Here is a 19,280-nt window from a genome sequence, read left to right on the forward strand (position 1 = left end):
CAGCTTCAGGCAGGGGGAAGGACCGGCCGCCGGCGCCCGTGCCGGGTCACGGCCTCATAGGCGGCGCCGACTTCGAGCACGGCCGCGTCGGCGCGCGGCGGGCCCACGATCTGCAGGCCGACGGGGAGTCCGGCGCAGGTGAAGCCGGCGGGCACCGAGAGGGCGGGTGTGCCGAGTACGGAGAGGAAGTACGCGGAGCGCATCCAGTCGAGGTAGCTGTGCTGCGGCTGCCCGTCGATCTCGGTGGGGTACTCGTCGTCGACGGGGAACGGGGAGACCTGGCTGACGGGTGCGAGCAGCACGTCGTACCGCTCGAAGAAGCCGGTCGCGGCCAGATGGATGCGAGTGTGCTCGGCGGTGGCGCGGGCGAGGTCCGCGCCGGTGAGCCGCCGTCCCTCCTCGATGTTCCGGATGAGGCTGAGCTTGAGCGCGTCGGGCCGCTCGTCGAGGAACGCCCCGAAGCCGAGGCTGAACGCCTGGGCGCGCAGGGTCCGGAAGACGTACTCGGCGCCGGCGAGGTCCGGGCAGTCCTCCTCGACATGGCAGCCCAGCTCCTCGAAGACCGCCGCCTGCCCGGCCAGGACGTCGGACACGTCCGGGTCGACGGGCACCCGCCCACCGAGGTCGGGCGCCCAGGCGACCCGGAGCCCCGTCAGATCCCTGCGGGCCGGAGGCGGTCGGAAGGTGTAGCCCGGTGACTCCAGGGAGAGCGGGCAGCGGGGATCCGGCCCGGCCATCGCGGACAGCAGCAGGGCGGTGTCCGCGACCGTACGGCCCATGGGGCCCGGTACCGCGAGGGTGTCCCACACATCGCCGGACGGATGGGACGGCACCCGGCCGGGCGTGGGCCGCAGCCCGACGACGTTGCAGAAGGAGGCGGGGTTGCGCAGTGAGCCGCCCATGTCGCTGCCGTCGGCCAGCGGCTGCAGCCCGGCGGCGAGCGCGGCCGCGGCGCCGCCGCTGCTGCCACCGGCCGAGCGCCCGGTGTCGTACGGGTTGCGGGTCGCGCCGAAGACGGGGTTGAAGGTGTGCGAACCCGCCGCGAACTCCGGCACGTTGGTCTTGCCGATCCGGATGGCGCCCGCCGACTCGATGCGCTGGACGAGGAGTTCGTCCTCGTCGGGCACATGGTCGGCAAAGAGCGGCGAGCCGTGTGTGGTGCGCATTCCGCGGGTCAGGTGGGTGTCCTTGAACGCGATCGGCAGCCCGTGCAGGGGGCCGGTCGCCTCACCCCTGGCCATACGTTCGTCGGCCCCGGCCGCCGCGCGGAGTGCGCCTTCCTCGTCCAGCGTGACGATGGCGTTGACAGCGGGATTGACCCGCGCGATGCGGTCGAGGTGAGCCCGGACGACCTCACGGGCAGAGAGGTCGCGGCTGCGCAGCCGCTCCGCGAGGTCCGTGGCGTCGAGCATGCAGAGGCCGTCGGCCGTGTCTTCGATCATGCGGCACACACTGAGGGTGACTGACCATATAAGTCAACACCTCTGCATGGGTGAGTGTTTCAGACGCAGATTTGCCCTTCTTGAAAATTATGGTCGGGGTGCGGCTGTCAGGTGCGGCGGCGCAGGAGCGGGGTGGCCGTCCCGCTCCGCTTCAGTGCCTCGACCACCAGATGGGACTGCACGGCCTGCACCCGCCGCACCCACGGCGCCGCGGTCAGGAACTCGTGCAGCGCGGCTTTCGAGGGCTGAGTGACATCCACGAGCAGCTGGAACTCCCCCATGACCACGGCCGCGTACCGCACGAGCGGCGATGCCACGAGCAGCCGGCCGACGTCCTCCACCTCATCGGGGCGCGTCTTGATCCACAGCAGCGCCTCGACCGGGAGTCCGAGCAGGGCGGGCTCCACGCAGGCCCTGATGCTGACGAGCCCGTCGCGGGTCAGCGACTCCACGCGCCGTCGCGCGGTCGCCAGCGAGACGCCGGCCACCGCGGCCAGTTCCTCGTGTGTGCACCGGCCGTCCTCGGCCAGCGCCCTCAGGATCGCCCGCTCCTCCGGGCCCACCTCGGAGTCCGGCACACCGACGCCGTCCGCGACGGGAGACCGGCCGCCGAGTGCCGCGATCTCGTCCTCGTCCAGGATTTCCGGCTGCCACTCGTGCACCGTACGGAAGTACCGCAGGACGGGCGAGACGTTCTGGGCGAGGAGTCCGGGCAGGGCGGGCACCTCGTCGAGCATCAGGTGTGCCAACTGCCCTGGTGAGCACTGCAGTTCGGCCACACAGTCGACAGCTCCCGCCAGTACGTAACTGAAGATCGCGTCGTCGCGCCCGGCCGCGGCGGCCGCCGCCTCCCGTACGGCACCGGGGCGGCAGTTCATCCGCAGGATCACGGTCTCCCCGCGTACCACCAGGCCGGTGACGGACACCCGGCCGCTCTCCAGGAGCCGCAGACCGCGCCGCGCGACCTTGCGCTCCGGCTCCCCGAGCGCGGCGGCGATGCGCCGCCAGGGAGCCCGCCCGTCGATCTGGAGCGCGGCGGCGATACGGCGGTCGAGGGCGTCGAGTTGCTCAACGGGCGATGTCACAGTCGTCGGAGGCGTCACCACGCGACCCTATGCGGTCCGTGTACGCGGCTCGGGGCCCGGCGGAGGATATTCCCCTCCGCCGGGCCCCGGGTTGCGCCTGGCAGTCACACCGGCCGGCCGTGCCGGCTCAGAAATAGTGCTTGCGTCCGCCGACCTTGCGTCCGGTCGCCCCCAGGATCCACAGGACCGCGCCGACCACGACGAGCACCCCGCCGACCGTCGTCAAGAGCGAGACACCGACCACCAGGCCGATGATGAGCAGAATTGCACCAAGAACAATCATGACAGCTCCGATCTTCACATCTCTTCGGTACGTGCGGGTCTCGTCGCGCGAGATCCGCCGCACCCTTTCCCTGCCCGCTGCGTTCCGGGCCAGGTGAATCCCGGCCTGCCACGCGATCGGCGGCTGCTGGATCCCTTCGTGCTCAACCGTGTGCCCCACCCCCGGCCACCCATGCACGCACAGATCACCGGCCTCCGGCGGGCGGCCCGTTCCGCACTCGCGGATCGAACCGTCGGGAGAACCAGAAAACTTCACGACCGGAGCACAACCATGAACAAACCGTGGGGATCGTCACAGTCGAGTTGGGCGCCCTATCTGGTTCGTCGTGATTTTTCCGGTGGCATGTCATGCGCTGGTCATCATATGAAGGTGCCGCGGCATCGAAGGCGTGTCGCAGTCAGCTACGAGTCGCTGCCGGTGGGCGCGGGCAGCGTGAGAGGACCAACACCCGTGTCAGGGAAGAACTTAAGAAGGACTCAGTTCCGGCTCGAGAGACCGGAGGGCCGGAACCGGAAGGGAAATATCCTGTCCGGCAGGTCCAGAAGGATGCGCGTCCTGCGCCGGACGGCCGTCGGTGTCGCTGCGCTGCTGTTCCTGGGATCCGGGGTGGCGACGGCGACGGCAGCCGACGGCGGCGGCTTCGTCCGCAACACGAATCCGAATGCCGCGCCGTCGACCCGGCCGGCCGCCGGGCCCGCGATGAACGCCATGGCCGCAGCGGCGTCCAGGCCCGTGTCGGGCAAGAACCCCTCGGCGGGGCCTGGCACGAAGGACACCTCCGGCGTCTGGCAGGTCAGCACCCCCAAGGTCAAGCTGAGCAACACCGTGACCAACTCCGACGGCAGCACGGCCGACCTCACCTTCGAGGTCTGGACCGCCGACTCCGCGGGGAAGGCCAAGACCCAGGTGGCCATCAGCGGCGACCAGTACGGCGTCCTGGTGTCCGGCTTCGTCAAGTCCGGTGCGACCGCATCCGTGACCGTGGGGGCCGGATATCTGAAACCGAACGTCGACTACGTCTTCCACACGTCCGCCTATGCCAAGGGCAGCGGTCTGTACGAGACGTCGTGGTCGCCCTGGGCCCGGTTCCGCGTCACGATGCCCGTCGACCTGACCCTGCCCAACCCCAATGCCTCGGCGGCGAACCCGGACCAGACGGCCCAGCCGTACACCAACACTTTGGCGCCGCCGTCTCCCTGGGCGACCACGGCCGCCCCGAGCCATGACCGCTCCGTCGCACCCGGGGCGTTCGGAACCCACTGCACCACCTCGTCGGACGGCGTGAAGGTGTGCGGTACGGCCGAGCCCTACGACGGCCACAACTTCACCCTCCACCGCGGCGCCGGCCCGCAGGCGACGGCCGCCGCACCATCGTCCCTGGTCAGCGGCTGCGACCCGGCCAACCCGCGGGCGGGCCTGTGGACCACGCGCTTCGAGGAGTGCTCGTCGTTCACATTGGAGTGGGAGGCGACACTCAACGACGCTCCCGTGGGCACAGTGAAGGCGCTGGTGGTCAACGAGCGTCAGCTCGACCCGAAGTCGGGGAACATCACCGAGCGGATCAACGTCACCGACGTGGACGTTCCGTCGACCATCCCCGCGTTCACCCTGGACCCCCCGAAGATCGACTGCGAGCCCTCAGGGAACTGCGGCGTCCAGGACGTCAGCGGCTGGACGGGTGCGGCAGCGTGGGTGCCGGGCGACCACCACAGCGTGTCCGCGGATGCCTCCTACATCTGGGGGCCGGACCTGACCGGACCGAACAGCACCAAGCCGCAGGTGATGAAGCTCGGCGTCGCCGTCGCACTGCAGGGCAACCCGAAGATCCCGGGCCAGACGGTGCAGACGACCCCCGCGTACTTCATGGACGTCGCGGGCGGCGACCTGGAGAACGGCGGGGCTCCCGACCAGATCCGCTGCGACAACACCAAGATCATCAGCAAGGTGCCGACCACCGGCTGCGTGTTCCACAACTACGTGCCGGCCTACACCTTCAACGCGGCGAAGTACCCCCAGGCGTCGTCGCACGCCTGGCTGATCCAGCACAAGCTGGCCAACCACCCCGGCAGCAAGGCCGACAGCAAGCCGCTGTACTTCCTGCCCGACGGTGACATCAGCGGCAACCGGACGGTGATCTGTCCCACCGGATGGGCGGCTGCGAATGGCGACACCAGCGCCCTCAACGGCGCCACGGACAAGGAGCTGAACTGCGACGAGTTCGCCTTCAACGCCACCTACAACAGTGGCGGGATGCCCTCGCTCGCGGGTGGCCTGAACCCGGTCAGCAGCGGAAACGCCTGTGTGCAGACCCTGGCGAGCAAGCAGGACGGCACCGTGCACCTGTTCAACATCGACGGCTCCACGCCGACCTGGAAGGAGGTCTGCGGGCGGTCCGCGATCTCCGGGAACGACAACAGCGGTTCGATGGCCGGGTTCGGGGCCTTCAACGCGAACCAGCGACTGCTGGACCGTGACCCGTACTGGCTGGACACCAACATGAGCGCGGCGTGCTCCGCCGACAGCGCGACCGTGAAGTGCACCATGACCGCGAACAACCGGTAGCAGCAACCCGGTTCACAGGGGGCAGCTCACGGAGAGCGGCTCACAGGGGCGCCGCGCCGAGAGGGCGCGGCGCCCCCACTGCAACCGGTTCACACCGGCGACGGCAGGTGCACCGCGGGCAGCAGCCCCAGCTCGATCTCCCGACGCGGCAGCGAGAGCCCAAGGGCGTCGCCCACCGCGGTGAACAGCCGCTTCGCCAACTCCTCGTCCTCGTCCTCGGGGTCGTCGCAGCCGGGGAAGGTGTCCCGCACCGCCCCGGCCGTGCGCATGGCCGCGTCCAGCGCCGCAAGCGTCCCGGGCCGGCCCCCCGGCGGAACCGCGCTCTCCAGCAGGCTGTCACCGGGCTCCCCCGAACCCACTTCGCCGGCCGTGTCGACGTAACACACCCATGGGTGCTCGTGCAGGAAGCGGTCCAGACAGATGAGTTCGTCGCCCTGCTCCACCAAGGTGTCCTGGCCCAGCCGGTCGAGGAAGACGAGGTGCCAGGTGGACCGCTCGACCTCCACGACGTACGACCACTCGCCGCTGCGGCCGAACATCGCCACGCTGTCGCCCGGGTCCACGCTCAGCCGGTCGAAGTCCTTGAACAGCGTGGGCCGTTCGGCCATGCGGCGGTCGGCACCGAGGCGGACCACGAAGTCCACCGGGTCGACGCCGCGCACCGCCGTGAGGGAGATGTCCGAGAGCATCCCGCTGCTGGCGATCGCTCCGCTGTACCAGTGCTCGCCGATCCAGGCCAAGCCGTCCGTCATCGTGCCGTCCCCTCTCCTCGTTCTCCGCGCACACGTTACCGAGCCCCGGCATGTGCACACCGCCCAGGAACGCGCCCTTCGCTCCGGGACATGGCGCAAAACGTGGGATGTGTGTCGTTGACGCCATCCGGCCCGGACCGCAGGGTGGAGGGGTGGAACAGCGCCGCACCGTCTTTGTGATCTTCGAGGGATTCCAGTCCCTCGACCTCTTCGGCCCCTACGAGGTCTTCCACCATGCCGGCCGGCTGACCGGCGGCTACTCCTGCCTCGTCACGGCGCCGCGGCCGGGCCTGGTCAGGTCCGGCAGCGGCCTTTCCGTACACGTTCCCCAGGGGGTGGCCGACCTGGACCCTGGCGGGTTCGACACCGTGGTGGTCGTGGGCGGCGGTGGAGTGGACGAGGCCCGGCACGACCCGGCGCTGACGGCCTGGCTCTCCGCCGCCGGGGCCGGCGCCCGGCGCGTCACCTCGGTGTGCAGCGGGGTGTTCCTGCTCGCTGCGAGCGGTCTGGCCGGGGGACGGCGGGTGACCACCCACTGGTCACGTGAGCAGCAGCTCGTACGGGAGCACCCCGACCTGGTCGTGGACTGCGACCCGATCTACCTCAGGGACGGGCCGGTGTGGACGTCGGCGGGAGTGACAGCCGGGATGGATCTCGCACTCGCCCTGGTGGAGGACGACGTGGGCCGGGAGGTCGCGCACGCCATCGCGCAGGAGATGGTGCTGTTTCTGCACCGCCCCGGCAGCCAGTCGCAGTTCAGTGTGTCGCTGTGGTCCGCGCAGCCGGCCACCGACCCCATCCGTGCCGCCGTGACGGCGATCCACGCCGATCCCCGCGCCCGGCACGCCGTCAACGACCTCGCCTCCCACGCCGGGCTGAGCCCCCGTCACTTCCAGCGCAGGTTCACGGGAGAGCTCGGCGTTCCGCCCACCACGTATGTCGAGGGCGTACGCGTCGAGGCCGCGAAGCGGGCGCTGGCCGAGAGCGACCATCCCGTCGAGACCCTCGCACGGCGGTACGGCTTCGGCACCGCCGAGACGCTGCGCCGTGCCTTCCACCGGCACCTCGGCGTCGCACCGTCCGACTACCGCGACCGGTTCCGGTCCACGAAGGAACACCGGTGACCGGAGATCCCGGTGCCGTAAGCATCCCGATGACCGGGAAGTACCCATTACCCATGACCCATGAGCAGGGAGCACCGATGACCACCTATGGACTGCTGATCTTCGACGGCGCTGAGGAGCTGGACTTCGCCGGGCCCTGGGAGGTGTTCACCGCCTCATCGATGCTGCGCGACCAGGCTGACACCGCGGTCCTCATCGCCGAGCAACCCGGCGCCGTGCGCTGCAACAAGGGCATGCGGGTCCTGCCGGACCACACCCTGGAGGACCACCCCGCGCTGGACGTCCTGCTGGTTCCGGGTGGCAACGGAACCCGCCGCGAGGTGTCCAACCCCGTACTCATGGAGTGGATCCGCGAGACCGCCGCCACCACCTCCTGGACCACAGCGGTCTGCACCGGCGCCCTCTTGCTGCACGAAGCGGGTCCGGCGCGCGGCCGGCGGGTCGCGACCCACTGTCTGTTCGAGGACACCCTGGAGGCCAGGGGTGACATCACTGTGGTCCGCGATACCCGCTACGTCGTCGACGGGTCGCTCGTCACCAGCCAGGGTGTCTCCGCCGGAATCGACATGGCCCTGTGGCTCGTCGGCCGCCTGCACGGCCGCGACCACGCACGCGCCGTCCGCCGCTACATCCAGTACGAGCCCGCGCCGCCCTACCTCGCCGACGAGCCGCTGGGCGCCTGAGACGGGTACGGCGGACGGGGCCTACTCTCTCCCCACAACTCGCCGCACCCGTAGGGTCATTGAACGCCTGCGAGGGAGGGAACGGACCATGCCGAAGGTCGCTGGACTGCTGTACTACCCGGTGAAGGGGTGTGGCGTCGTCTCGGCGACGGCCGCCACCGTGACGTCGGCCGGGCTGACGCACGACCGGAGTTTCATGGTCGTCAGCGAAGAGGGCGTCTTCATGACCCAGCGCCGTCACCCACGGCTCGCGCTGATCGCGCCCGCCGTCAGCGCGGACGAGCAGACCCTCACACTGCGCGCGGATGAGCGCCACGGGGCGGTGCGTGTTCCCGTGGACACGACAGGGCCACGCCGGGACGTGGACCTCTTCGGGAGTTCGTACCAGGGCATCGACCAGGGAGCCGCGGCCGCCCGGTGGCTGTCGGATTTCCTGGGCGTACGGAGCCGGCTGGTGCGCGTACCGCCGGAACACGACCGCGTCACCGACGGGCGGACGCCGGGCACTTCGGGCTACGCCGACAGCTGCGCCCTGCATATCGTGTCGGCGTCCAGTCTGGACCACCTCAACGGCAGGCTCCTGGCCCGCGGTGCGCATCCGCTGGCCATGAACCGCTTCCGGCCCAACATCGTGGTGGACGGGTGGGCCGAGCCGCACACCGAGGACCGCGCCCTCCGAATCCGGGTCGGCGACGCCGAACTGAGGTACGCCAAGCTCGCCATCCGGTGCGCCGTCACCCTGGTGGACCAGGAGACAGCGGCCAAGGCCGGCCCGGAACCGATGCGCACGCTCGCTCTGTACCGCAGGGCGGCCACAGGCGGTGTCGCGTTCGGCTCCAAGTACGCGGTGCTGCGGCCGGGGAAGGTCTCGCTGGGTGACGCCGTGGAAGTCACCCGGTGGGGTGTCTCCGAGCTGCACGGCCCGACCGGCCGGTCATGACCCGTCGGTGACACTGGACCGGTGGTGTTCGTCGGCCGGTGATGCCCGCCGACCGGTGGTGACCGTCAGCCGGTGGTGCCCGTCGGCCGGGTGATGTTCGGCAGCCCCCGCCGCGACAGCGCCCGTCGGCGGGCCCCTCACGGAACCGCCACGGCGGGCCCGGTCCGCGGTGGGCCGGTACGGACCGCGATCAACGCCACATCGTCGGTTCCGTCGCTCGCCAGCCCGGCGAGCAGTTCGTCGCAGAACACCTCCAGCGGCTTACGGGCAAGGGCTGCCGCGTGCTGCCGCAGTCGGGCCAGGCCGCGGTCCAGCCCTTCAGCCCGGCGCTCGATGAGACCGTCCGTGTACAGCAGAAGGGTGGATTCGGGCGGCAGCCGTTCGATGGCTCCCGGGCGGTGCTCATCGGGGTCCATCCCCAGCAGCATGCCCCGGCCGCCGTCGAGGAAGCGGGTCTCCCCCTCGCGGGTCACCAGCAGGGGCGCGGGATGCCCCGCGACCGAGTAGTGGAACTGCCAGGACTGGTCGGGCGCCGTCTTCTCGACCAGTCCGTAGACGCAGGTCAGCGTTTGGTGCGGGGAGAGGATCTGGTGCGCGGCGTCCAGCCGCGCCAGGATCTTGCCGGGTGGTTCCTTGCGGTCGCAGGCGATACCCCGGAGCACGTTGCGGGTCTGGCTCATCATGATCGCCGCATGCAGATCGTGCCCCGCGATATCGCCGATGATCAGTGCCAGGGCGCCGTCGGGCAGCACAAAGGCGTCGTACCAGTCGCCGCCGACGCGCGCGGTGGCCATCGCCGACCGGTACCGGGCCGCCAGCTCGAGCGGCCCGTGCGCGGGCAGATCCGGCAGCAGTGAGCGCTGCAGGTGCTCAGCGGTGTGCTGCACCTCCGAATGGAGGCGCGCGTTGTCGATGGCCAGCGCCACCCGGTGGGCGAGATCCTCGACCAGCGCGAGGCTGTCCTCCGTCAGCGCCGCCTCCCGGCGGGTACGCGCCAGGGTCAGCACCCCGAACACCTGACGCCGCGCCCGCAGCGGGGCGACCACCGCCGTGTCGGTCTCCAGCCTCCGGAAGAGTTCGAGTTCACGTGCCAGCAGCGGGTCGTCGTCGGCACGCGGGGAGCGGAAGTCCGTGAGCAGCACCGGCCCCACGCCTTGCAGCGCACGGGCCCAGCCGGCCTCGGACCCCTCGGCCGACGGCAGGAGCCCCTCGTACAGGCCGGGGGCCGCCCTCTCCGCCTCCCGGTGTTCGACGGCGACACGGCGCAGCTGTCCGTCCCCGTCCAGCAGGTCGACGGCACACCAGTCGGCGAGGCCGGGGACCAGGGTGCGGCAGAGCCGCCGGATTCCGGTGTCCGTGTCGAGGGTGCTGGCCAGGGCTTCGGCGGCATTGATGAGGAGGGTGAGCCGGTCGAGTGCGTGCTGCACTTCTTCGTCGACCTCGTAAGGCTCGTCGTCGGCGGCGGCACGCCCCTCCCCCGGCGGACGGGCCTTCTCCGCCGGACGGTCCGCCCCCGGCGGACGGGCCTCCTCCGCCGGGCGGTCCTTCTCCGGCTTCCCGGCCGAGGGGTCCTGCAGCGCGCACATGTCGGCTCCTTGCCTCCGCTGCGGACGGCCGCGTCGAAGGGGAAGGCCGCCCGCCCTCATATTCTGCGACCCACCACGTGCCCCGGCATGTCCGGTACGCGCGCCGTACCTGCGCGGTGTCCGGGGCGGCGGCTGCCGGGCCTGCGGCGCTCCCCGGCAGGGTTCGTCCGTACCGGGTCCGTACCAGGCCCGCACCGGTTCCGCGCTGGGTTCCGCGCCCGCGCTGCGCCCGCGCTGACCGAGCTGTCCGTAACACCGCTTCATCACTTGAACACCGCTCCATCACCCGCCACTTCGCCCTCCCGGTTCTCGGGACCCCCGGGACCCCCGGGACCTTCGCACCGCCGCCGCCCTCTCGCCGCCGAGGAGGCGCGGGAAGCGGCCACGGCTCCACCGGTAGCCGAGCGCGACGGCCGCGACGAGTACGGGGACAGCGATGTATCCGGCTGCGAAGGGCGCGATCACGACCGTGAGGACCAGGGCCGTCAGGGCGTACCCCCGAGCACGGCCGGTCAGCAGCCGTGCCCCGGCCGCCGTGCCGATGAGGTAGGTCACCAGGACGAGGGAGGCCGGCAGGCGGACGACGTCCTCCGTACCCCAGCCGCCGAGCCGCGTGACCACCAGGCCGGCCGCTCCGATGCCGCCCACGGCCAGCACCCCGGCCACCGGCACGCCGCGCGCGTTGCGGCGCGCCAGGGGGGCCGGGAGCCAGCCGTCCCTCCCGAGCCCGTAGCCCAGCCGGGAGACGGCCGCGATGAAGGCGTTGGTGGTGCCGAGGCTGATCACGGTGGCGAGGACAGCGGCGGCGACGGTGGCGCTGAACCCGAGCCCCGCCCCCAGCACCTGGCCGACCGCGATCCGGTCCAGCCGGGCGTTGCCGTAGGTCCCGGTGCCGACGACGGCGAAGGAGACCCCCAGGTACAGCACGACGACCACGGCGACCGTCGTCGCCGTCGCCCGGGTCAGGTCGCGGTGTACGTCGCGGAACTCGCCCGCCAGATGGGCGACCGCCTCCCACCCCGCGAAGGCGAAGAACAGCACGACGGCCCCGTCGGCGATACCGGACAGGCCGTGCGGCGCGAAGGCGGAGAACGAGGAGAACGCGGACGCGTGGACATGCGCGAAGGCGGTCAGCGTGGCGGCCAGGAGCAGCAGCGCCACACCGCCCGAAAGGGCGAGCTGTACGCGGCCGCTCAGCCGCAGCCCCACCAGATTGGCCGCGACTGCCAGCGCGAGAATGACCGCAGCGAAGAGGAACGCGCGGTCCTGGTCCAGGCGGAGCGCGGCAGCGATGTAGTAACCCCCGGTCAAAGGGACGATGGTCTGCCCGACCGACCCGGCGACGAAGTAGAACCACCCGGCGAGCCCGCCCGCCGTCGGCCCGAAGGCGCGGGTGGCGTAGGTGGAGATGCCTCCGGGGTCGGGGAATCGGGTGGCCAGGGCGGCGAACGTCATCGCGAGCGGCAGGCCGAGCAGCCCCATGAAGAGCCACGACACGAGGGACGCGGGCCCGGCCAGCGACGCGACCTGGCCGGGCAGTACCAGCACTCCGGCGCCGAGTACGGCCCCGACGTACAGAGCCACGGCCTGTCCGTAGCCGATCGTGCCCTGCGGAGGGGAGGCTTCCGCGGTACTGCTGTCGTGCGTGTTCGGGGGGTGCCCGGTGGCGCTCATTCCGGTCCTTCTCTCTCGCGGCGGTCTCCCCCAGGTTCGGTATTCCGCTGCCCGCGGACCAGTGGCAAGCTTGCCGACATGCGAACGGATCCTGCCGCGCACCGCGTGGCGCTCGCCGTGACGGACCAGGCGCCGCTCTTCGAACTGGCGGTGCCCTGCGAGGTGTTCGGCATCGACCGCCCCGACCTGGCCGACCCGTGGTACGAGCTGCGGGTGTGCGCGGCCGGCCCCGGTACGACGGTCGCGCACGGTTTCGTCGCGCACGGCGCCGCCGGCCTGGACGAACTGGTCAGCGCGGACACGGTCGTGGTGCCGGCCTGCGCGAACGTGCACCGTACGCCGCCGCCCGAGCTGGTCGACGCGGTCCGGGCGGCCCACACGGCCGGGGCACGCATCGCGGCCATCTGTTCGGGCGCCTTCGTCCTGGCGGCGGCCGGCCTCCTGGACGGGCGCCGTGCCACCACCCACTGGATGCACGCCGGTGAACTCGCCCGCCGCCACCCGGACGTGCGGCTTGATCCGAAGGTGCTCTACGTCGAGGACGGCGGGGTCCACACCTCCGCAGGCACCGCCGCCGGTATCGATCTCTGCCTGGAACTGGTGCGTATCGACCATGGAGCCGCCGTGGCCAACGCGCTCGCCCGGCGCCTGGTGACACCTCCGCACCGCACGGGCGGCCAGGCCCAGTACGTCGAACTGCCCGCGGTGGCCCGCGACGACACCACCCTCGGGCCGCTGCTGGAGTGGGCCAGGTCCCGGCTCGACCGGCCCCTCACCCTCACGGACCTCGCACGCCGGGCCGGCCTCAGCCGCCGGACCCTGGCGCGCCGCTTCGAGGAGGCGATGGGGGTGCCGCCCATGCGCTGGCTCCAGCAGGAACGCATCCGCCGCGCGCAGCACCTGCTGGAGACCAGCACACTGCCCGTGGAACAGGTGTCCGCTGCCAGCGGCCTCGGCAGCGCGGCGAATCTACGCCGTCATTTCGTCCGCTGCGTGGGCCTCGCACCCCAGGCGTACCGCCTCGCCTTTCTGGGCACAGCGCCTCCGTACGGGGAGAGTTCGCCGCTCCGGCGGCCGTAACGGACGAGCCACGGCAGCGGTCGACGCGCCGCCCGGGTCCCCGCGTCGAGCGAGGCGACCGGCCCTCCGCGATGGGCCTGCGGCGCACCCGGCAGGGTGATGCTCCGCATCGCCGCCACGAACCGGGCCAGGTCCCCGGCCAGCAGCACCGGCTCGCTCAGGGCTCCCGCCTCGGGATTCTCCCCCGCCGGCCACCGGTACACCGACCACGGCCACGGATACCCCTCCACAGGCTCACCCTCCCCCAGCAACTCGGGGATGGCCATGGGCAGGTGAGGCGCGAGCCGGGGCAGCCAGATCCGCTCCGCCAACACGTCATCGGCGCCGCCCCGCACGAGAGGCAGCCATACAACCGCAGCTCCCGCAGCACTGCGACCCCGCCGCAGCGCACGCGCTCCGGTACGTCAGCAGATCCGGGCCTCGATGTGGGCGAGCTGGGCGGCGAGGATTTCCTCGAACGCGGCGTCGCGGTCCGCTCCGAGGGGGCGGATGTCGCGGGCGAAGTGAGCCAGGGCGGGGAAACGTTCAGGGTCGGCGCCGAGCACCGCGACGCGGAACTGCTCCATGCCCTGTTCGTACTCCTCGGGGGTGATGGTGCTGATACCGGCCTCGGAGGCGATCAGCGAGGCGAGAAGAATCGCGACACGGTGGTACCGCGCCGGGATCTCCTCCTCGGGCAGGCCGGACACGCGCAGAGCCTCCAGCAGCTCCTCCATGACCAATCGGGATCCGGTGCCGCCTGACGCGTAGCGCCCCCACACCGAGGCGAGTTGGGGCTGCTCGCCGAATGCCGCTCGCAGGCGCAGGGCCAGCGCGGTGACGCGCTGCTTCCAGTCGCCCTCGGGACGGTAGCCGTCCATGGCGGCCAGCAGGATCCGGTCGGCGACCGCGCGCAGCAGTTCGGTCTTGTTACGGAAGTGCCGGTAGAGGCTGGAGGAGTCGGTCCCGAGCGCTGCGGCGAGCTTGCGCACGCTGAACGACTCGGCGTCGCCCGTGCGCAGCAGTTCCGCTGCCGTGTCCAGGATCTCCTCGGTCGACCATCGCCTTCGGCCAGTCATCGTGCCCCTCTCGTCCCGGGCTCAGCCTAACGTATGCACTTGGCAATGCACGCGGTGCGTGCATAATGAGGGCAACACTGCTGGACGTCACGACAGACCCGGCATCCAGCCGGGAGACGAGAGGGAGTCATGAGCGAGATACCCGCCACGACACGGCCGCCTGAGCCGGACTTCTCGGCGATCACGGCCACAGAACTGATCGCCTACCGCGACGCGGAAAACCGCTTCCGGGCCTCCGGTGCGGCGCGGACGATCCTCGGGGAGCCGGACCCCGGTGCCGCGATCGGCTGGCAGGAGATCGAGCTGCCGGGCCGCGATCTGCCGGTGCGGGTTCACCGGCCGGCCCCGGCAGGAGACGGCGAAGCCGCGGGCCGGGCCGACCTGCCGCTCGTGATCCATGTCCACGGCGGCAGTTTCGTGGGCACGGCGGTGCAGTGCGACTGGACCAACAGCCACCTCGCCGCAAGGCTCCCCGCCCTCGTCGTCTCGGTCGAACACCGCCTCCTCGCCCCCGACAGCCCGCTCGCGAACGCCGCGGACGACGGCTGGGACGTGCTCCAGCACGTGGTGCGGCACGCCGCGCGGTGGGGCGCCGACCCGGCGCGCGCAGCCGTATTCGGCGAGAGCTGCGGCGCGCTGATCAGTGCGCTGACGGCCATTCGGGCCCGTGAGGCCGGCCTGGAACTCAGGGCACAGGTGCTGGTCAACCCGGCGGTCGACGTGTCCGGGACGATGTACGACTACCCCTCGGTCGCCGCGTACGCGAGCAGCCCGACCGGGATCCTGCCGCAACTGAGGCTCTTCCAGCGGCTCGCCGTCCCGCCGGGAACCGACGGCCGCGCCCTTTCGCCGCTGCACGCGGACGACCTGAGCGGGCTCGCCCCGGCGCTCGTGGTCGTACCCACGCAGGACGCGGTCGCCGATCACGGGCGCCGCTATGCGCAGCGGTTGCGCGCGGCAGGGACCCCCGTGCGGCTTTCCGAATACCCGGGAGCGAAGCACGCGTTCCTCACCCTGCCCGGCGTGGAACCACAGGCCCGGCCCGCCCGGGCGGAGATCCTCGCGTTCCTCCGGGCGGCCCTGTCGAAGTGACGGAGACAGGTTGCCCGTTCGCGAATCACGCTTCTTCGGGATGCGGGACTTCGCACAGCGGCCGTGCCGGGACAGTCTGGTCCCATGAACAACTTTCCGGCCCGCCGTCTCCGGCACATCGCATCGGCCCTGCTCGTCGTGACCGCCCTGGGCGCCTGCGGTGGACACTCATCCGCCCCTGCCCATCACACACCAGCCTCTTCCGCACCGGCCTCGTCCGCGCCCGCTTCAGGGGCATCGGCGCGCTCCGCCGCACCCGCCCTCAAAAAGCTGGAACACCGCTACGGCGCACGGCTGGGTGTGTACGCGCTGGACACCGGTTCCGGCCGGACCGTCGGATACCGCGCCGACGAGCGTTTCGCGTTCGCCTCCACGTACAAGGTGCCGGCCGCCGCCGTTCTGCTGCGTACCGTGTCGGACGCCGACCTCGACCATGTGATCACTTACCGTGCCGCCGACCTCCAGGACTACTCGCCGATCACCCGCCCGCACCTGTCCACCGGAATGACCCTGCGCGCCCTCATCGACGCGGCCCTGCGGTACAGCGACAACACCGCGGCCAACCTGCTGCTCGACCGGATCGGCGGGCCGAAGGCGCTCCAGCGGGCCCTGCGCGGTCTGGGTGACAGCACCACCCATGTCGACCGTGCGGAGCCTGGCGTCAACACCGCCGTGCCGGGAGACGTACGCGACACCAGCACACCGCGCGCCCTCGGCACCGATCTGCGGGGGTTCGCCCTCGGCGGCCTCCTGCCCGCGAAGCGCCGGGACCAGCTGAACACCATGCTGCTCCACAACACCACCGGCGGGCCCTACATCCGTGCCGGGGTCCCGGCCGGCTGGAAGGTCGGCGACAAGACGGGTAACGGGGGCTACGGAACCCGCAACGACATCGCCGTTCTCCGGCCACCACACGGCAGCCCTGTCGTCCTCGCCGTCCTCACTGACCGCGGCCGTCCGGACGCCACTTCCGACGACGCACTGATCGCGGACGCCACCAAGGCCACACTCGCCGCCCTGCGTTGACCCCGCACGCACGGCAAGCGATCGCACCTGTTTCGAGCCGAAAGCGTGCGCTTGAAAAAGAAACCAGAATCTCATCACCGCAGATCAGAAGGCAGTTTACGATGAGACCAATTCATTTTGTCCACATGTTGGACACGCGCCCCTCGCACCCCTCCCACCGTATGAGCTGCCCGAATTTCCCCGTACGGCGCCCTGAACGGACACCCGCGTCCGAAAATCGATCAGCGACGTGCGGCAACTCTCCGCACCGGTCAGACTCCTGTCCGCAACCAACCACCCCCCTCCGACAGGAGATTCGACATGCGGCACAGCCTCAAGACGCTCGGCGCGGTGGCACTCGCGGCGGCGGCCTGTGTGACGGGCATCGCGGGAACGGCACACGCGCAGACGGCGACCATCTACGCCCCTTCCGCGCTGGTCCTCACCATCGGCCGCGGAGACGAGGCGGCGTCGACGGTCGTCCGCGCCGTCACCCTGAGCTGTGCGCCCCAGCCGCGGGGAACCCACCCCGCGAGCCAGGCCGCGTGTGCCGAACTGGAGGCGGTCGGCGGGGATTTGACGCTGCTCTCCGGCGCCCCCACGGACGAGCGGTGTTCACTCCTCTGGGCACCCGTGACCGTGACGGCCGACGGCGTCTGGCAGGGCCGGCGGGTGGCCTGGCGGGCCACCTACGGCAACGCCTGCCAGATGAACGCGGCGCTCTCCGACAGCGCGGTCTTCACCTTCTGAGCCACCTCTCCTGACCTGCCGCGCGGCTGTGCGACCCCGTGAGCGAGCGGGGTCGCACAGCCACCGGCCGGGCAAACAGGCGCCGGGCACGTCAGTACTGGAGGACCTTTCAGTGCTGGAGGACCTTGGAGAGGAACTCGGCCGCACGGCCGGTCTCCGGATGGTCGAAGAACCGCTCCGGCGGCGCCGACTCCACGATGTGTCCGCCGTCCATGAACACGACACGGTCGGCGGCGCGTCGGGCGAATCCCATCTCATGCGTGACCACCAGCATGGTCATGCCCTCGTCGGCGAGATCCACCATCACATCGAGCACTTCGTTGATCATCTCGGGGTCCAGTGCCGAGGTGGGCTCGTCGAAGAGCAGCGCCTTGGGTTCCATGGCCAACGCCCGTGCGATGGCCACCCGTTGCTGCTGCCCGCCGGACAGCTCCGCCGGCCGGGCACGGGCCTTGTCCGCCAGACCGACCCGCTCCAGCAGAGCGCGCGCCCGGTCCTCGGCCGCGGCCCGCGGCACCCCGCGCACCTTCAGCGGGCCGAGCGTGACATTGTCCAGCACCGTGCGGTGCGCGAAGAGGTTGAAGGACTGGAAGACCATTCCGACATCCGCCCGCAGCCGCGCCAGCTCCCGCCCCTCCTCAGGCAGCGGAGAGCCGTTCACCGTGATGGCGCCGGAGTCGATGGTCTCCAGGCGGTTGACGCAGCGGCAGAGCGTGGTCTTGCCGGACCCCGACGGGCCGAGCAGGACGACGGTCTCACCGCCCCGGACGTCCAGGTCGATGTCGTACAGAACCTGATGCGCCCCGAACGACTTGCCGACGCCCCGCATATGGATGACCGGCTCGGCCGCGTCCTGCGCGGGAGGCCCGGCCGTGTCCGCCGGGGAGGGAGAGGAGGGCGGCATGTCACTGTCCCCCGGGTCCGTCGTAGATGTTCCACGGCAGGGGTGCGTAGGGGGCCTCGCAGGGCAGTCCCGCGGACACGTGGTACTCACCGGTCGTCAGGTCCACGATGTTGGAGGCGATAGTGCTGGTGCGCAGCAGCGGATCCACCTCGGGGTCCGGGTGGTTGCAGACCGAGTGCGGCAGACCGAAGTGGTCGGTGAGGCTCCGCTCGATCACCGTACGGACGTCCGCCGAAGCGGTACGTTCACGGGCCCCGCGCAGCGCCGCTTCGATGATCGGGACGCGGTAGAGCGAGTCGACCGAGAACGGGCGGTAGGTGGCGGCTAGTTGGGGCGGGACGTCCGCCTGGTAGTGGTTGCCGTGCACCAGGAGACCGTCCTGCGGATACAGCCACTGGTGCCGGGCCGGGGTGGTCTCCAGGTCGATGGCGACGCCGTCGCGGTGGGTGAGGAGCAGATTGGTGGGGATCTGCTGGCGTGCCGTGAAGGGGACCTGGAGGGCGTCCTTGTATCCGGCCCGGTCCAGGATCCGCCGCCGGATGAACGGCTGCGGTACGCCGATCTCGTCCCCGAAACGTCCGCCGAGCCCGTTGGCGTTGAGGGCGATACCCGCGGAGTTGGCCCCGTGCCTGCCGATCTGGCCCGCTTCGACGACCATCACCACGGTCGGCAGCGGCGGCTGGACGATACGGAGGGCGACGAGTGTCGCACCGGCGCCGGTGCGCCAGTCCCAGTTCTGTCCGCACCAGACGTGCCCGTCCCCGGCGGCGGGCGGCAGCAGGGCGAAGGACGAGCACCCGTCGGCGTCGGGTTCGGCGGCATCGGGTTCAGCGGCCTCAGCACCATCCGGGCCCGCACCGTCCTGACCCGCACCGGCCCGGCCCGTTTCGGCGCCCATCCGGGCGAAGGTCCGGTCGTAGGCGATCTCCCCCCGGGCGTTGAGCGCCATGAGGTCCAGGAGTCCGGTGCCCGCGCCTTCGGCGACGCCGCGGAGCTCCTCCAGGAGATCGGGGGCGAAGTCCTCGACGCAGGGCAGCCAGAGTCTGGCCCGCCGGGTGACCTCGTGCCACTCCAGCCCGGGGCGGCGCGCGAAGGACTCCCGGTAGAAGGAGAGAGCGGTCTCGATCTGCGGGCGGGCCGCCTCGCCGTACTGGCGCCCGCGCTCCCGGGGCGGCCCGGAAATCTCGATCAAGGGGATGGGGGGTGTCTGCATGGGGCTTCTCTCCGGAATGGCGCGCTCGGCGTATGTAGCATCCGCTA

Annotated in this window: 17 protein-coding genes and 1 pseudogene; 8 read left to right on the plus strand and 10 right to left on the minus strand. The window is 71.2% G+C overall.

Features of this window, described 5'->3' with window-relative positions; translation table 11 throughout:
* Positions 1-5: 5 nt before the first annotated feature.
* The 3 genes from OG510_RS01860 to OG510_RS01870 all read right to left on the minus strand — a co-directional run bounded on the left by OG510_RS01860 (position 6) and on the right by OG510_RS01870 (position 3,065).
* On the minus strand, positions 6-1,442 hold the full coding sequence (locus OG510_RS01860; RefSeq protein ID WP_406134867.1) for an amidase: 1,437 nt from the start codon (positions 1,440-1,442) through the stop codon (positions 6-8).
* Positions 1,443-1,549: 107 nt separating this feature from the next.
* A complete protein-coding gene (locus OG510_RS01865; protein WP_406134868.1) occupies positions 1,550-2,545 on the minus strand; it encodes an Lrp/AsnC family transcriptional regulator in 996 nt (331 codons plus the stop codon).
* 109 nt (positions 2,546-2,654) lie between these two features.
* Positions 2,655-3,065 (minus strand): hypothetical protein, encoded by a 411-nt coding sequence (locus OG510_RS01870; RefSeq protein ID WP_406142731.1) that lies wholly within the window; start codon positions 3,063-3,065, stop codon positions 2,655-2,657.
* A 291-nt stretch (positions 3,066-3,356) separates the two neighbouring features.
* Between OG510_RS01870 and OG510_RS01875 the strand changes: the two genes are divergently transcribed.
* Positions 3,357-5,372 carry a hypothetical protein gene (locus OG510_RS01875; protein ID WP_406134869.1) on the plus strand — a complete coding sequence of 672 codons (2,016 nt, stop codon included), beginning with the start codon at positions 3,357-3,359 and terminating at the stop codon, positions 5,370-5,372.
* A gap of 89 nt (positions 5,373-5,461) precedes the next feature.
* Here the strand turns inward: OG510_RS01875 and OG510_RS01880 are convergent, their stop codons facing one another.
* The gene (locus tag OG510_RS01880; RefSeq protein WP_406134870.1) at positions 5,462-6,124 is read right to left on the minus strand and encodes a hypothetical protein; all 663 of its coding nucleotides are present in this window, start codon (positions 6,122-6,124) and stop codon (positions 5,462-5,464) included.
* 152 nt (positions 6,125-6,276) lie between these two features.
* On the opposite strand from OG510_RS01880, the gene OG510_RS01885 reads away from it, so the two are divergent.
* The 3 genes from OG510_RS01885 (at position 6,277) to OG510_RS01895 (ending at position 8,871) form a co-directional block, all read left to right on the plus strand.
* Complete coding sequence (locus OG510_RS01885; RefSeq protein WP_406134871.1) at positions 6,277-7,248, plus strand: GlxA family transcriptional regulator; 972 nt, start codon at positions 6,277-6,279, stop codon at positions 7,246-7,248.
* Between the two features lie 77 nt (positions 7,249-7,325).
* Positions 7,326-7,931, plus strand: a complete 606-nt coding sequence (locus OG510_RS01890; RefSeq protein WP_406134872.1) for a DJ-1/PfpI family protein — start codon at positions 7,326-7,328, stop codon at positions 7,929-7,931.
* An 88-nt stretch (positions 7,932-8,019) separates the two neighbouring features.
* A complete protein-coding gene (locus tag OG510_RS01895; protein ID WP_406134873.1) occupies positions 8,020-8,871 on the plus strand; it encodes an MOSC domain-containing protein in 852 nt (283 codons plus the stop codon).
* 137 nt (positions 8,872-9,008) lie between these two features.
* On the opposite strand, the gene OG510_RS01900 is transcribed toward OG510_RS01895, so the two are convergent.
* Entirely contained in the window at positions 9,009-10,457 is a 1,449-nt protein-coding gene (locus tag OG510_RS01900; protein ID WP_406134874.1) for a PP2C family protein-serine/threonine phosphatase, read from the minus strand.
* A gap of 282 nt (positions 10,458-10,739) precedes the next feature.
* Positions 10,740-12,131, minus strand: a complete 1,392-nt coding sequence (locus OG510_RS01905) for an APC family permease (RefSeq protein ID WP_406134875.1) — start codon at positions 12,129-12,131, stop codon at positions 10,740-10,742.
* A gap of 78 nt (positions 12,132-12,209) precedes the next feature.
* On the opposite strand from OG510_RS01905, the gene OG510_RS01910 reads away from it, so the two are divergent.
* Complete coding sequence (locus OG510_RS01910; protein WP_406134876.1) at positions 12,210-13,211, plus strand: helix-turn-helix domain-containing protein; 1,002 nt, start codon at positions 12,210-12,212, stop codon at positions 13,209-13,211.
* A 26-nt stretch (positions 13,212-13,237) separates the two neighbouring features.
* Here the strand turns inward: OG510_RS01910 and OG510_RS01915 are convergent.
* Together OG510_RS01915 and OG510_RS01920 are read right to left on the minus strand one after the other, a co-directional pair.
* Positions 13,238-13,564: pseudogene (locus OG510_RS01915) on the minus strand (phosphotransferase); the annotation flags it as partial.
* Positions 13,565-13,615: 51 nt separating this feature from the next.
* Positions 13,616-14,269, minus strand: coding sequence for a TetR/AcrR family transcriptional regulator (locus OG510_RS01920; RefSeq protein WP_406134877.1), 654 nt, complete (start codon positions 14,267-14,269; stop codon positions 13,616-13,618).
* Between the two features lie 129 nt (positions 14,270-14,398).
* Here OG510_RS01920 and OG510_RS01925 point away from each other — a divergent pair, with 129 nt between their 5' ends.
* The 3 genes from OG510_RS01925 to OG510_RS01935 all read left to right on the plus strand — a co-directional run bounded on the left by OG510_RS01925 (position 14,399) and on the right by OG510_RS01935 (position 17,116).
* Positions 14,399-15,361, plus strand: a complete 963-nt coding sequence (locus OG510_RS01925) for an alpha/beta hydrolase (protein ID WP_406134878.1) — start codon at positions 14,399-14,401, stop codon at positions 15,359-15,361.
* Positions 15,362-15,445: 84 nt separating this feature from the next.
* Positions 15,446-16,387, plus strand: a complete 942-nt coding sequence (gene bla / locus OG510_RS01930; RefSeq protein WP_406134879.1) for a class A beta-lactamase — start codon at positions 15,446-15,448, stop codon at positions 16,385-16,387.
* A 300-nt stretch (positions 16,388-16,687) separates the two neighbouring features.
* On the plus strand, positions 16,688-17,116 hold the full coding sequence (locus OG510_RS01935) for a subtilase-type protease inhibitor (protein ID WP_406134880.1): 429 nt from the start codon (positions 16,688-16,690) through the stop codon (positions 17,114-17,116).
* Positions 17,117-17,225: 109 nt separating this feature from the next.
* Here OG510_RS01935 and OG510_RS01940 read toward each other — a convergent pair whose 3' ends face one another.
* Positions 17,226-18,020, minus strand: a complete 795-nt coding sequence (locus OG510_RS01940; RefSeq protein ID WP_406134881.1) for an amino acid ABC transporter ATP-binding protein — start codon at positions 18,018-18,020, stop codon at positions 17,226-17,228.
* 1 nt (position 18,021) lies between these two features.
* Positions 18,022-19,233, minus strand: coding sequence for a C45 family autoproteolytic acyltransferase/hydolase (locus OG510_RS01945; RefSeq protein WP_406134883.1), 1,212 nt, complete (start codon positions 19,231-19,233; stop codon positions 18,022-18,024).
* Between the last annotated feature and the right edge of the window lie 47 nt (positions 19,234-19,280).

It is taken from the genome of Streptomyces sp. NBC_01089, from assembly GCF_045162975.1.
In the GTDB taxonomy this organism is placed as follows: domain Bacteria; phylum Actinomycetota; class Actinomycetes; order Streptomycetales; family Streptomycetaceae; genus Streptomyces.